This is a genomic window from Roseivirga sp., from assembly GCF_034669765.1.
Lineage (GTDB): Bacteria > Bacteroidota > Bacteroidia > Cytophagales > Cyclobacteriaceae > Roseivirga.
Genome location: NZ_JAXMOQ010000003.1, coordinates 412,346 through 424,861, shown reverse-complemented (window position 1 = coordinate 424,861; position 12,516 = coordinate 412,346). Strand labels below are relative to the sequence as shown.

The following is a 12,516-nucleotide window of genomic DNA, read 5'->3' as shown; positions in this document are numbered from 1 at the left end:
GGGAGGTTTGGGATTAAATATCGTTAAAGTTGGAGTTCTAATCCCCCTGACCCCCTTTTTCAATCCCGAAGCTTCGGGAGGGGGAATGGACAGTGCTAGCTTGTATCTCTTTACTTTTTAATTCCCCGAAAACATTACTGCTTTTCTGTGCGTCTTTAGCATGTGTCTGCCGTCTTCTTTCAAGGTATTCGCAATTTATAACCTACTATTGCTCATTGCGTAACACGTTACGTATTTTTTATTACTTTTATAACGGTCAATTATTTTTAATCAGATTCTCAAATCTAAATAAACAACAAACATGCTTAAAAATTACATTAAGGTAGCATTCCGTAGCCTACTAAGACAACCGGGCTACACTGCCCTCAATATTATTGGACTCACGGTTGGTATTGCCTCTAGTTTAATAATTCTACTGTACATCTTTCATGAAACGAGTTTCGATAAACAGCACTCTAAGGGTGATCGAATCTATCGTTTGTCGACAGAAATTACTGAACCTGACAATTCATTTAGGTGGGCAAATATGACAAACCCCGCTGCGTTTACGATTAAAAATGAAAACCCAGAAGTAGTACAGGCCACTCGATTGTCTGGTATAAGTGGTCAAGGAGGCAGGCGATTCGATTACAATCAAGTTGAATATTATCAAGAGAATGTCTATGCTGCAGATTCCACGGTTTTCGAAATATTTGATTTTGAATTCGTAGCTGGAAACCCTAAAACTGCATTGGAGGCGCCAAATTCGATTGTTATCAATCAGTCGATGGCTGAAAAAATATTTAAAAATGAAGACCCCATTGGTCAAACACTCAGAAGCGATGGGAATAGAGAAATTTCCTTACAAGTTACTGGTGTATACAAAGACATGCCTCAAACTTCTCACCTCATTGCCGAAGCACTGGTCTCTTGGAAGACCATCTTCACACAAGGAGATGGTAGCTGGGGAGGCTGGGGTGTTTTTTCCTATGTTTTAGTGAATGAGGGGGTAACGCAAGAAGCCTTACAGGTGAAGCTTGATGAGACTGTTACCAAATATATTGCTCCGATTTTTGACCCGCTGAATATCAAGGTTAAAATGATACCAGTCCCGTTAAAGGATATCCATTTGACATCCGACTTTGAAGGAGAACCGGTGGCAGTGGGCAATAATGAGTATGTTCAAATTTTCACAGCAATAGCAATTTTCCTCATCATTATTGCCAGTATCAATTATATGAACATGGCCACAGCACGATCTTCCAAAAGGTCTATGGAAGTTGGTTTGAGGAAAGTGATGGGGGCTCAAAGAGGTGGTTTAATAGGTCAGTTTTTGACTGAATCAATTCTAATTACACTAATCTCTTTGTTCTTAAGTATTATCGTAATGATGCTTGTGGTTCCTGTAATAAACAACATTGTAGGTACTAATTTAGCTATCGAGGCATTGCTTGATACTAATGTGATACTGGCAGTCATAGGTATTGTATTTATTACAGGGATTTTGGGTGGCTGTTACCCTGCATTCTTTCTGTCATCTTTTCAGCCAGCGGCTGTGCTTAAAGGAGGTGGCGGAAAATCTGGCAGTAAATTCTTAAGGAAATTCTTGGTATTTCTACAGTTCACCATTTCCATTTTCATGTTGATTGGTACCATGGTTATTTATCGTCAAATGCAATTTCTTAGGGACAAGGACTTAGGTTTTGACAAAGAGCAGGTGATGCAAATTGACTTTAGAAGTAGGGCCGATGTGGAGAAATGGAATATTCTTAAAAATGAATTGGCTCAAAACACCAATATTGGCGGCATTGCCTCTGCCAGCACTACTCCCGGCAATGATTATGCTAAAAACGTAATGCCAATTGAGACTGAAGAAGGGCCAATGGATAACCGTGGCTTAGACCATTATCAGGTAGATTATGATTTCTTTCCTACCCTAGGTATTGAGGTGGTTGAAGGCAGAAACTTTTCATTGGATTTTCCTTCAGACTCCTCTCAAGCCGTAATGGTAAATGAGGCCATGGTGCGTAGAATGAATTGGACTAACCCGATCGGAAAAAAAGTAAATATATCAGGGGACGAGTCTCTGCCTTCTGCCGTAGTTGTAGGTGTGGTCAAAGATTTCCATCAAAAATCGCTGTACGAGCCAATTGCGGCTTTAATGTTTACCCCAGGTCGTATCAATCCTTCTGCATTAATTAAAATAACAGGTGATGTGGCGCCTACGGTTGCCTACATCAGGGAAGCATGGGAAAGAACATATCCTAACACAGCATTTGAACCTGTATTTATCGATGAGCAATTCATGAAGAGTTACGCGGCTGATCAAATTCGTGGTCAATTATTCTTGGGTTTTTCAGGTATGACCATCTTAATTGCTTGTTTGGGCTTATTGGGCTTGGCTTCCTACACAGCGGAACAGCGCTCTAAGGAAATTAGCATCAGAAAAGTGCTTGGCGCTAATACACAAGGGTTAATTAATCTGCTCATTAAAGACTTTGTGATCCTAATCGTGATAGCTGCTATACCAGCATCAGTATTGGGCTACTTTTCTATGATGGATTGGCTAGAAAATTTCCAATTCCATATAACTCCAGGATTCACAATCTTCGCTACTGTATTGATTGGGACTATTGTAGTCACCGTGCTTACCACTGGTTATCATGCCCTTAAAGCAGCCACCGCTAATCCTGCGGAAAAGTTGAGGAGTGAATAAGGCGTAAAGTAATTAAAATCTAAAAGGCTCATTCCGTCAATGGAATGAGCCTTTTTTATATAGGACGGTTTGGAGGAATGGTAATGAGATGTTAAGATCTGTGATGAGATTGAATACAGCTTAACTATTTCTCCACTTAAAGGATTTGTTATCAATCGCGCGCATAGTGCACAGAATGCCATTAAGATGGTCGTATTCGTGTTGAATAAGTTCTGATTCATCGTTTTCAGCATTCCAAGTTTGGAGTTGCCAATCCCCATTACGGTAAGTCAATGTTAGTTTTTTATGTCGATTTACCTTCACTAATAGATTAGGGAAACTCATGCAGTCATCCCACATTTCGAAAATTTCATCACTTAAATTGGTCAGCTCTGGGTTAATTATGATTTTCGGATTATTGTCGATGTCAATGTAGATGAGGCGTTTCATTATGCCCAACTGTGGCGCTGCAATGCCACGTCCAAAGTGATAGGTTTCTCTTATTTCAGTCATTGCGTTTGCCAAGTCCTTTGCCCAATCGGCTATAAGCGGAAGCTCTGATTCCAAAATGGGTTCACACTTCTCATAAAGTAAAGGGTGGCCTAGTTGGAGAATGTCTTTTAGTCCTTTTAAGCTCATGTTTTTGTGTTTGAAATCGGTGTCCATTTATTTATATTGTTATCAGATATTTCTCTCAATCTAACAATTTTTCGTATTCCATCACCTCTTTCATCCGCTTCTGCTCCTTCGCTATAGGCTATCGCCACCAGTGAAAACTTCGAGCGCAAGAAAAGGAGGGAATGCTGTGGTGGTTAATAGTGGGTGGAGGTTGTTTAATTGGGTTTTATACCCCTTTTAGTTTTTTGGGGTTTCTAGACATATGGAATACTCTAGATATCACCACTTTGTCGGATGCAACACGGTAAATTATTTTGTAACTCCAAACGATTAAAAAGCGGTATTCTGACTTTTTGTGTTCGAGGAGGGGTTCGACAGTACCTAGCCTTGGGTTTCCTTCTAAGAGTTTGGTGTGGCTGAGAATTTTGTTGAGTACAGGCTCGGCATAGCCAATGCCTTGTTCTTCTTTAATATACTTTATCGCTCTTTCGAGTTGACCGAATGCTCGCTTGGTCCAGATTATTTTAACCATGCTTTTGAGGCTTCTTCAACTTCTCGGTGGCTTAGCGTTTCACCCGCCTTTTCTTGTTGCTCAGAGGTTTCAATGTCTGAAAGAAGTGAAAGCTGCTCAAAAACATCTTCAAGAGTTGACTCGGGTGTGAGCTGATCCGCAATCTGAATTAAGTGCTCTTTAAGTTTTGCTTCCATAATACTAATGTAACGAATGTCATTATTATTCGATTTGTATTCTCGGTAAATCTTTAAATTATAAGGTTTGGTTAATGTGCTTTTGACTTAAGTGCCTAACGCTAGTTCAACCATCTCGCTTGGACTTTTGTTTTTGGTTGGTCTGAGCGAGACTAATTCAAATTATCAATTAGAACATTGAGGTAAATTTTCTGCTAATTTTTCACACTCCATCACCTCCCTAACCCTCCTCGAGGAGGGAATGCCATGGTGGTTAATAAAGATTGGAGGTCTCTAGTTTGAGATTGGTTGTGGAACTTGAAAATAATGATGAACCATTCCCCTCTAAAAAGAGGGGCTAGGGGAGTGTCGAAATACATTGAAATTTGAGTTGGTCTGAGCGATACGCTTAGCCCAGCCAGTTTAATCACATTTCGCAAATATTTGTAAGTCTATATTGAATTTGTTCGTCAACTTTGCTGACTAGGAAGAGAGCACTGCAATCCAGAGGGAAATCCTTTTGGCCTGACTCAATTTCAACATTAACCAAATAAGAATTATTCTATGGGAAACTTCTTTCCAGAGCAAAGATGGACAAGTGAGGGAGAGCCTGAGTTAGGCGTAGGAATCGTTACAGGAATCAGTAAAGGGAGGGTGATTATTCATTTTCCTGTGCCGGATGAAACTCGACAGTACGCCATGGAGAATGCTCCCTTGCGCAGGGTGGTTTTCAAACTAGGAGATACCATCGTAGATAAGAATCAGCAACCCTTATTGGTGGCTCGTGTGGAAGAGAAGGGTGATTTGTTTATTTATTTTGGAAAAGATAGAAGCCTATCGGAAGCTCAACTTGGGGATGTAACCGTGACGCACGGTGTGGATGATCGCCTTTTTATGGGGGATGTCGAAACGCCACAGGCATTTGCGCTACGCAGAAAAACACTCGAATACGACCACCACAGAAGAATTTCGCCCATCAATGGATTTGTGGGTGGTCGAATCGACCTTATTCCCCACCAATTATATATTGCCCATGAGGTTAGTTCGCGCTATGCGCCCCGCGTGTTGCTTTCCGATCAAGTGGGGCTTGGTAAAACCATAGAGGCCTGTTTGATCTTGCATCGTCTATTGTTGAGCGGACGAATCTCCAGGGTACTAATCCTTGTTCCAGACTCATTGGTACACCAATGGTTTGTGGAAATACTAAGACGATTTAACCTGTGGTTTCATATTTATGATGAAGAGCGCTGTGCTTCGCTCGATAAAAGTGCGCCAGAAGGGAATCCGTTCTTAGATGATCAGTTGATTATTTGCAGTACTTCATTTGTGGCGGGTTCACAAACCCGTGCTCGGCAGGCGCTAACGGCCAGTTGGGATATGCTTGTGGTGGATGAAGCCCATCATTTGGAATGGTCTGTTGATAAAGTAAGCCATGAGTATGCGATTGTAGAACTCTTGAGTAAAGTGGCAAAGGGCTTGTTGTTATTGACCGCCACCCCTGAGCAGTTGGGGGTTGAAAGTCATTTTGCTAGACTTCGATTGCTCGACCCAGAGCGGTATGCGGATTATGAAACTTTCAAAAATGAAACACAGGACCACACTGCCGTAGCGAATATTGTAGAGCAATTATTATCTGGAAAAGACTTAGAAGCAGCTGATGTCCAATTATTGGAATCGATGTTTGGGAAGGAAAGAATGGAAGCCTTTGCAAAAGGGAGCGAAGCTGCCAAAAACCACCTTATTGAAGATTTGCTCGATCAACATGGCCCAGGACGAGTAGTGTTTAGAAACACACGCTCAGCCATGAGTGGCTTTCCAAAACGAAAAGTTCATCTTAGTCCTGTTCAAGCAGCAGAAGAGCATGACCGATGGGTAAAACGTTTATCTCAGGAGTATGCCATCGATATGGAACCGTCAGGTTCTGCGAAGCAAAAGTTTTGGTTTACTGAAGACCCAAGGGTGAATTGGTTGGTGAAACTGATGAAGCAATTGAAGCCGTCAAAAGTGGTGCTTATTTGCAGAAGTAAAGAAAAAGTACTGGCCTTGGAGGCTGCTTTAAAAAAGCTGAGTAGCATAAAAGTGGCCGTTTTTCACGAAGACCTTACCATTGTGCAAAGGGATAGGAATGCGGCTTGGTTTGCTGAACCTGATGGTGCTCGCTTACTCCTTTGTTCTGAAATAGGGAGTGAGGGAAGGAATTTTCAATTCGCACATCACCTTATTTTGTTTGATTTGCCAGTTCATCCAGAATTGTTGGAACAAAGAATTGGGCGATTGGATCGGATTGGGCAATTGGAAGATATTCAAATTCATGTGCCGTACCTAGAGGGAAGTCCGCAAGAAGTGCTTGTTCGATGGTTTCACGAAGGGTTAAATGCTTTTGAAGAAAACCTAGAGGGTGGAAATCAACTGGTGCAATTGTTTTACCATCGATTGAAGGAAGCCACCTTGTCTGTTTCGTCAGCAGCCACTGATAATCAACTTGAATCGCTGATTTCCGATACCGCGGCTTATCATCAAAAGCTAAAGGAAATGCTGGCCAATGGTCGGGATCGATTGCTCGAAATGAATTCCTTCCGACCTAGAGTTGCTGGAAAATTGGTAGAGCGGATCAAAGCGGCAGACTTGGATATGGATCTGGAGAAGTACATGACTCAGGTTTTTGAGCAATTCGGAGTTGACATGGAAGATTTGGCACCAAGGACTTATTTATTACATCCGCAACAGGCCAATGCGGTTCAATTCCCCTCTATTCCAGACCAAGGGATTTCAATCACTTTTGATCGAAAACGCGCCTTGAGTAGGGAAGATATCAGTTTTGTGAGTTGGGATCACCCGATGGCCACAGGTGCCATAGATATGATGCTGAGCTCAGGAACAGGAGGCGCCAGTTATGGAGTGCTTCGCGGAACTGGGAATTCAATGATTCTTTTGGAAGTGCTTTTTGTGCTCGAAACATCGGGTGGCAAGAATATCAATGTGGATCGTTTTCTTCCCAATACGCCTTTGAGGATTGTCGTGGATCATAGCGGTGAGGAGGTTACGGAAGAGTATCCGGTTGAATTGTTCGATCAGCAACTAAGGCCAGGGCAAGTGAATGATTTGCTGGAGAATGAGTATTTGGTGGACACTATTCTTCCTCATATGATCAAGTGCGCCACAGAATTGGTAGAAGGGCATAGAGAGAAAGAAGTCATAAAAGGGCTAAAACAGATGAACCTTACCATGAATCATGAAATTGGTAGGCTGGCATCGCTTCACGAGAAAAACAAAAGCATCCGGCCAGAAGAAATTCAGATTGCCCTTAATGAAGAAGCCATGCTTTCACGGCTGATCAGAAGCTCCCGTGTAAGAATGGATGCCCTTCAGTTGATTAAAGAAGGAGCTTGAGCCTGTTTAGTCTTCGTACAATCGTAGCCTGTTTTTGGTAGCGGTTAACTCCGCTTGCAGGTCATGGATTTTCTCTAATAAGTTAAACACGGTATCGATTCCTTCAAAATTGATGTCCAGTTCAACGTGTAGTCGGATCATTTTTTCTACATCAGTGATTTTATCCTGATGAATGTAGAGTGATTCTTCTGTCGTTTCGATTTCGATCAAACCAAACTCATTCAAATGAGTAAAGAATGACATTTCAACTTTATAGTGCGTACACAATTGATTTATCGGAATGAAATTTTCTATGCTCATGCTGATCGTAATTTAGCTAGTTCATTAAATAATTCTTTTTCCTTGTCGGTAAGGTTGGTAGGCAAGGTCACATTATAGGTGATGTATAGGTCTCCAAACGTACCCTCTTTTTTATATACAGGGAAGCCCTTTCCTTTAAGTTTAACCTTTGTGCCGTTTTGAGTTTCGGGCTGTATTTTTAGTTTCACCTTTCCATCAAAAGTATCCACTATAAGATCTCCTCCTAAAAGGGCGAGGTATAAGTCAAGGTCTACGTTTGTATATAAATCATCATTATCAAGTTTGAATTTGGAATGGTTTTCGACTGAGAATTGGATGTACAAATCGCCATTTGGCCCCTTGTTTATGCCTGGGTCGCCATGCCCTTTAATTTTGATGACCTGTCCATTTTTAACCCCTGCAGGAATGGTAAGGCGGATGTTTTTACCGTTGACGGTTAATGTACGTTTATGGGTAGTGTAAACATCATTCAGGTCAAGCTGTAATTCGGCATTGTAATCTTGTCCTTTGAATTGAACATTGCCTGATCTACTACCTCGACCTCCAAACATCGATTCGAAAAAATCTGAATAATCACTTTCTGAAAAACCTCCTAGACCTTGTTGTTGCTGATGACCTCGCTGAGATTGTTGTTGCTGTTGTGCTTTCTCAAATTCTTCTGCATGCTTCCAATCCTTACCATACTTATCGTATTTCTTTCGGTTTTCTACATTACTAAGCACCTCGTTGGCTTCATTGATCTCCTTGAATTTCTTCTCTGCTTCTTTATCGTCAGGATTTAGATCAGGGTGATACTTTCGGGCCAATTTCCGATAAGCCTTTTTAATGTCGCTTTCGGTTGATTTTTTATCAATCCCAAGAATTTTGTAGTAGTCAATAAATTCCATTTAAGTGTTGTTGTATGGGTAATCTAATTCAGTTTGTTCAATTGTATTCAACGTAAGTGACATGGGAAATGGTCATAATTTTATGGGCAAATGCCATTAATTTAGCTTTACTATGTTTCTTTTCAATGTAAGGAATTTTGAATCTATTTAGTTCTCTGGCCTTTATCAAGAGTGATCTCTTTGGTGAATTTTTCCCAAAATGCCAATCCTCCCAGCCTCCTTGGAGAATGAGGAGTTGGGTGTAAGAAAGTGAAGGAATGCTATAGTGCTAGCTAGATAGAAGCAGGGAAGTATCTGTACTGAAATGGGCTGTAAATGCTCAATTTGGAGGAGGAGCTATTCTGAAAATAAACACCTCTCTTGCATTAAAAAGGGAGATAGAGGTGCTCAAAGTCAGTTTTAATACATGGTGTTGGGGTTCTTAGAGGTGCTTGGGATTTGTTGAATAGCATCCCAGTGCTCACAGATTTTACCGTTTTCATCAAAACGGAAAAAGTCCATGGTGACGTATTGGTCATTCCCCGGCCAGGTTTGGTGGGTGTGTAGCGCCACTAAATCCCCTTCGGCAATACAGCGCACAAACGTAATGGACTTAACGGGATATTCGGTCTGCATCCGCTCAAAATAGCTGATAAAGCCTTCGGTTCCATTCTTAACATCAGGGTTATGCTGAATATAGTCTTGACCAACATAGTCCTCAATTGCTTTTAGAGGATTTCCCTCATAGGCGGTTTTATAGAAGGCAATGGCGTTTTGTTTATTCTTTTCTAAATCCATATTCGTGTTTTTGATGGGTTGATGAAGCTTATTAAAGAAATGCGTCTAAATCTTACTAGTTCATGCTTTTCTAAAGCTGCAAAAAGTGAAATTTTGGATGGTGTTGGATGGAGTTTTATGATCAACCGTTACGGAATTGATGCGCTCAAAAAATGGGTTAAAGGTTTCCTCCATTGAAGTTTCAGAGTACTGTTTGATATCTATACCGCTGCATTTTTTAGGGCCTTGTTCCGAAAATGTACCGATCACCAAAATACCATCTGAATTGATGTTTTTACCTGCAAAGTCAACGTAGTTAGAGATTTGGTCTACTTCGGTTAGAAAGTGAAAAGCAGCCCTGTCGTGCCAGAAATCGTACTTTTCCTTTGGTTTGAATGAAGCTGCATTTGCGACAATCCATTTTACGTTTTCGCTTCGCTTGCCAAGTCGTTGTTTTGCTCTATTGAGTGCAGCTTCAGAAATGTCTAATACAGAAATATCGGTATAGCCTAAGTCAAGTAAATGATCGACTAAAAAGCTATCACCGCCACCAATATCAATGATTTTTGCGGTGAGAGGTACTTTGAATTCTTTGAAAAAATTGAGAGACGTTTCGGGGGTAGGTTGGTACCAGCTTAGGTCTTTGAGTGCTTTGGTTTGATAGATGTTATTCCAATGTTTCTCTTGGTCTAAAAATTCCATTCTATAGTAAACCGGATATGTTTTATATTGTTGTCTATTATATATAAGTGGCAATGGAAGGTTTAATCTGAAGTACTACTAGCTTTGAAATGAAGATTTTAGTGGGTATTTTTATTAAAAGCAACAGCGAGATCAACCCAGTACTCTAAATCTTCATCCATATCGAAGCCATCGGGTATGATATAGATAAAGTTTAACGATGGCCTGCCTGAAAAGTCCATGGGCAGACAAACCTCTTTTTTAATCTCTGTTTCATAGGCTTTGGCCCCAATTTTAGCCATCACCAAGCTGTCACCGTACTTCTTGTTAGTATGAATTCCGATGCACATTTTTTCATTTACCATGAAAATTAAGGCACCCATCATTTTCTTTTCGGTAAAGGGTACGCCTCTCGATTTTAAGATTTGACTGATTCTTTCTCCTAAATAAATATCGTAAGCCATGTTTTAATCAGCTGAGCGCTATTTGTCTTCAGGTAAATTTTCGAATTCCAATTTCTTGTTGTCAAACCATACTTTCATTTCTTGTGGAGATTTCATTATTTCTTGCATTTCTCTCATTGCTTTAAGGTGAGCTTCATCTTTTTTCTGAAACATTTCCATACCGTGTTTCTGTGCCATTTCTGCCATTTCTTCAAAAGTATTTGCATGAAATTCTTGCTCACATGCCCCTCCCAATTGATTACAGTTCATCGTTTTCATAATTTCTATTTTGGTAATTGACGGCTATTTCTGTTTTATTCTCCGCGCACCTTCAATCTAGTAAATCTTCGTCTTAATTTAAGTATCAATGTTTTAGAGTCTTAGGGACAATATATAATAAAGGGGAGAGATGACGATTAAAGAATATTAGGTCTTCATCATTTCTACTTTATAAAAATTTAACCTGTTTTGGTGTGTATTTTGCTAAACCATTCGTTAAGTTCAAATCAAAGAATCATCATTATGAAAAAACTAACATTACTACTTTCCTTTTTTCTTGTTTTTAGTTGTGCTGCTGAGGCCCAAATTTTCAAAAAGGCCAAAGATTTAATTGGTGGAGGAGCTGTCTTTTCTAAAGAGGAAGCTGCTAATGCCCTGAAAGAAGCTTTAGAACAAGGAACCTCCAAGGGTGTTGACTTGCTTTCAAAAGCGGACGGCTATTATAAAAACCCCGAAATTAAAATCCCTTTTCCGCAAGAAGCAGAAGCCGTGGAGAACAAATTGAGGGCACTAGGATTGGGCAATCAGGTAGATCAAGCGGTAGAGTCTTTGAACCGTGCGGCTGAGGATGCAGCTAACGAAGCGAAAGATATTTTTATTGCAGCCATTAAATCACTCACCATTACGGATGCTATCAATATTGTAAAAGGAGATAAGGATGCCGCTACACAATTCTTAGAAAGGGAAACAACTACTTCGCTAGAAGGTAAATTTAATCCAATTATTGAGGCTTCCTTGCAAAAGGTAAACGCTACTAAGTATTGGTCAGATGTAATGGGGACTTATAATAAAGTGCCATTTGTAAAGAAAGTAGAGACTGATTTAACAGCCTATGTTACAGCCAAAGCCATTGATGGTCTATTTTTGATGATCGCCAAAGAAGAGCTTAACATTAGAGATAATGCGGGAGCAAGAACTTCAGAATTATTAAAAAAGGTGTTTGGTAAATAGGTAATCAGCCAGTCATCCTGACTCCGAAGTCTCGGAAGTCTCAGGATCCTTCTGTTAGAACAATGGATTAAATATAAAAGGACTTCATTTCGAAGTCCTTTTTACTTTTCTCAATTTTATTTATTAGGCTGTGGGGTGTACCTTAAATAAGGTTTCACTACGCGATGCCCCTTCGGAAATTTTGCTGGAATATCAGCTGTAGCAATGGATGGTGAAACAACAGTATCATCTCCATCTTTCCAATCGGCTGGGGTAGCTACGCTAAAATTTGCTGTCAATTGAAGTGAATCAATCACCCTTAAAAGCTCGTGGAAGTTTCTGCCTGTTGAAGCCGGATAAGTCAAAGTTAATTTTACCTTTTTGTCCGGACCAATAATAAATACAGAACGTACAGTTAGCGTATCGTTGGCATTTGGGTGGATCATATCATACAGATTGGCAACGGTTTTATCTTCATCGGCAATGATTGGGAAGTTTACAGTTGTGTTTTGAGTCTCCTCAATGTCTTTAATCCAGCCTTTGTGCGATTCTAACCCATCGACTGAAACGGCTAGTACTTTTACGTTACGTTTCTCGAATTCTGATTTTAATTGAGCAGTGCGGCCTAATTCAGTGGTGCAAACTGGTGTATAATCTGCTGGGTGTGAAAACAGCATTCCCCAGCTGTCGCCTAACCACTCGTGAAAATTAATGGTGCCCTCAGTAGTTTCTGCTTTAAAATCTGGGGCAATGTCTCCTAATCTAATGCTCATGTTCAATGATATTTTATTGTGAACTAATTGATACGCAAAACTAATCATTTTGACTGGTATACATAAAGTCTATAGAAGTAATAGGATAAATATTCTAA

13 protein-coding genes are annotated in these 12,516 nt (G+C 40.3%); 3 read left to right on the top strand and 10 right to left on the bottom strand.

The features are described from left to right. Positions 1-301 precede the first annotated feature (301 nt). Positions 302-2,695, top strand: coding sequence for an ABC transporter permease (locus VOI17_RS08045; RefSeq protein WP_323756733.1), 2,394 nt, complete (start codon positions 302-304; stop codon positions 2,693-2,695). Between the two features lie 120 nt (positions 2,696-2,815). Here the strand turns inward: VOI17_RS08045 and VOI17_RS08040 are convergent, their stop codons facing one another. The 3 genes from VOI17_RS08040 to VOI17_RS08030 form a co-directional block, all read right to left on the bottom strand. Continuing rightward, positions 2,816-3,313 carry a peptide deformylase gene (locus tag VOI17_RS08040; protein ID WP_323756732.1) on the bottom strand — a complete coding sequence of 166 codons (498 nt, stop codon included), beginning with the start codon at positions 3,311-3,313 and terminating at the stop codon, positions 2,816-2,818. Positions 3,314-3,518: 205 nt separating this feature from the next. Beyond that, positions 3,519-3,824 (bottom strand): type II toxin-antitoxin system RelE/ParE family toxin, encoded by a 306-nt coding sequence (locus VOI17_RS08035; protein WP_323756731.1) that lies wholly within the window; start codon positions 3,822-3,824, stop codon positions 3,519-3,521. Further along, positions 3,812-4,000: a hypothetical protein gene (locus VOI17_RS08030; RefSeq protein WP_323756730.1), complete on the bottom strand. Its 189-nt coding sequence runs from the start codon at positions 3,998-4,000 to the stop codon at positions 3,812-3,814. Before VOI17_RS08030 ends, VOI17_RS08035 begins: the two co-directional genes overlap by 13 nt. 543 nt (positions 4,001-4,543) lie before the next feature. On the opposite strand from VOI17_RS08030, the gene rapA reads away from it, so the two are divergent. Further along, positions 4,544-7,369, top strand: a complete 2,826-nt coding sequence (gene rapA / locus VOI17_RS08025) for an RNA polymerase-associated protein RapA (protein ID WP_323756729.1) — start codon at positions 4,544-4,546, stop codon at positions 7,367-7,369. A gap of 6 nt (positions 7,370-7,375) precedes the next feature. On the opposite strand, the gene VOI17_RS08020 is transcribed toward rapA, so the two are convergent. The 6 genes from VOI17_RS08020 to VOI17_RS07995 form a co-directional block, all read right to left on the bottom strand. Further along, positions 7,376-7,669, bottom strand: coding sequence for a chaperone modulator CbpM (locus tag VOI17_RS08020; RefSeq protein ID WP_323756728.1), 294 nt, complete (start codon positions 7,667-7,669; stop codon positions 7,376-7,378). After that, positions 7,666-8,556: a J domain-containing protein gene (locus VOI17_RS08015; RefSeq protein WP_323756727.1), complete on the bottom strand. Its 891-nt coding sequence runs from the start codon at positions 8,554-8,556 to the stop codon at positions 7,666-7,668. Before VOI17_RS08015 ends, VOI17_RS08020 begins: the two co-directional genes overlap by 4 nt. A gap of 399 nt (positions 8,557-8,955) precedes the next feature. Continuing rightward, complete coding sequence (locus VOI17_RS08010) at positions 8,956-9,333, bottom strand: ester cyclase (protein WP_323756726.1); 378 nt, start codon at positions 9,331-9,333, stop codon at positions 8,956-8,958. Positions 9,334-9,393: 60 nt separating this feature from the next. Continuing rightward, complete coding sequence (locus VOI17_RS08005; RefSeq protein WP_323756725.1) at positions 9,394-10,014, bottom strand: class I SAM-dependent methyltransferase; 621 nt, start codon at positions 10,012-10,014, stop codon at positions 9,394-9,396. 98 nt (positions 10,015-10,112) lie between these two features. Further along, a complete protein-coding gene (locus tag VOI17_RS08000) occupies positions 10,113-10,457 on the bottom strand; it encodes a TfoX/Sxy family protein (RefSeq protein ID WP_323756724.1) in 345 nt (114 codons plus the stop codon). A gap of 18 nt (positions 10,458-10,475) precedes the next feature. Further along, a complete protein-coding gene (locus tag VOI17_RS07995; RefSeq protein WP_323756723.1) occupies positions 10,476-10,715 on the bottom strand; it encodes a DUF1059 domain-containing protein in 240 nt (79 codons plus the stop codon). A 243-nt stretch (positions 10,716-10,958) separates the two neighbouring features. On the opposite strand from VOI17_RS07995, the gene VOI17_RS07990 reads away from it, so the two are divergent. Then, positions 10,959-11,666 carry a DUF4197 domain-containing protein gene (locus VOI17_RS07990; RefSeq protein WP_323756722.1) on the top strand — a complete coding sequence of 236 codons (708 nt, stop codon included), beginning with the start codon at positions 10,959-10,961 and terminating at the stop codon, positions 11,664-11,666. Positions 11,667-11,782: 116 nt separating this feature from the next. On the opposite strand, the gene VOI17_RS07985 is transcribed toward VOI17_RS07990, so the two are convergent. Beyond that, entirely contained in the window at positions 11,783-12,418 is a 636-nt protein-coding gene (locus VOI17_RS07985) for a peroxiredoxin (RefSeq protein ID WP_323756721.1), read from the bottom strand. Positions 12,419-12,516: the final 98 nt, after the last annotated feature.

What these genes read in the sequence shown, in the direction of transcription:
- VOI17_RS08005 (WP_323756725.1), bottom strand. Translation starts at nt 10,014, where the DNA reads ATGGAATTTTTAGACCAAGAGAAACATTGGAATAACATCTATCAAACC.
- VOI17_RS08010 (WP_323756726.1), bottom strand. Translation starts at nt 9,333, where the DNA reads ATGGATTTAGAAAAGAATAAACAAAACGCCATTGCCTTCTATAAAACC.
- VOI17_RS08020 (WP_323756728.1), bottom strand. Translation starts at nt 7,669, where the DNA reads ATGAGCATAGAAAATTTCATTCCGATAAATCAATTGTGTACGCACTAT.
- rapA (WP_323756729.1), top strand. Translation starts at nt 4,544, where the DNA reads ATGGGAAACTTCTTTCCAGAGCAAAGATGGACAAGTGAGGGAGAGCCT.
- VOI17_RS08000 (WP_323756724.1), bottom strand. Translation starts at nt 10,457, where the DNA reads ATGGCTTACGATATTTATTTAGGAGAAAGAATCAGTCAAATCTTAAAA.
- VOI17_RS07985 (WP_323756721.1), bottom strand. Translation starts at nt 12,418, where the DNA reads ATGAGCATTAGATTAGGAGACATTGCCCCAGATTTTAAAGCAGAAACT.
- VOI17_RS08015 (WP_323756727.1), bottom strand. Translation starts at nt 8,556, where the DNA reads ATGGAATTTATTGACTACTACAAAATTCTTGGGATTGATAAAAAATCA.
- VOI17_RS07990 (WP_323756722.1), top strand. Translation starts at nt 10,959, where the DNA reads ATGAAAAAACTAACATTACTACTTTCCTTTTTTCTTGTTTTTAGTTGT.
- VOI17_RS08040 (WP_323756732.1), bottom strand. Translation starts at nt 3,313, where the DNA reads ATGAGCTTAAAAGGACTAAAAGACATTCTCCAACTAGGCCACCCTTTA.
- VOI17_RS08045 (WP_323756733.1), top strand. Translation starts at nt 302, where the DNA reads ATGCTTAAAAATTACATTAAGGTAGCATTCCGTAGCCTACTAAGACAA.
- VOI17_RS08030 (WP_323756730.1), bottom strand. Translation starts at nt 4,000, where the DNA reads ATGGAAGCAAAACTTAAAGAGCACTTAATTCAGATTGCGGATCAGCTC.
- VOI17_RS08035 (WP_323756731.1), bottom strand. Translation starts at nt 3,824, where the DNA reads ATGGTTAAAATAATCTGGACCAAGCGAGCATTCGGTCAACTCGAAAGA.
- VOI17_RS07995 (WP_323756723.1), bottom strand. Translation starts at nt 10,715, where the DNA reads ATGAAAACGATGAACTGTAATCAATTGGGAGGGGCATGTGAGCAAGAA.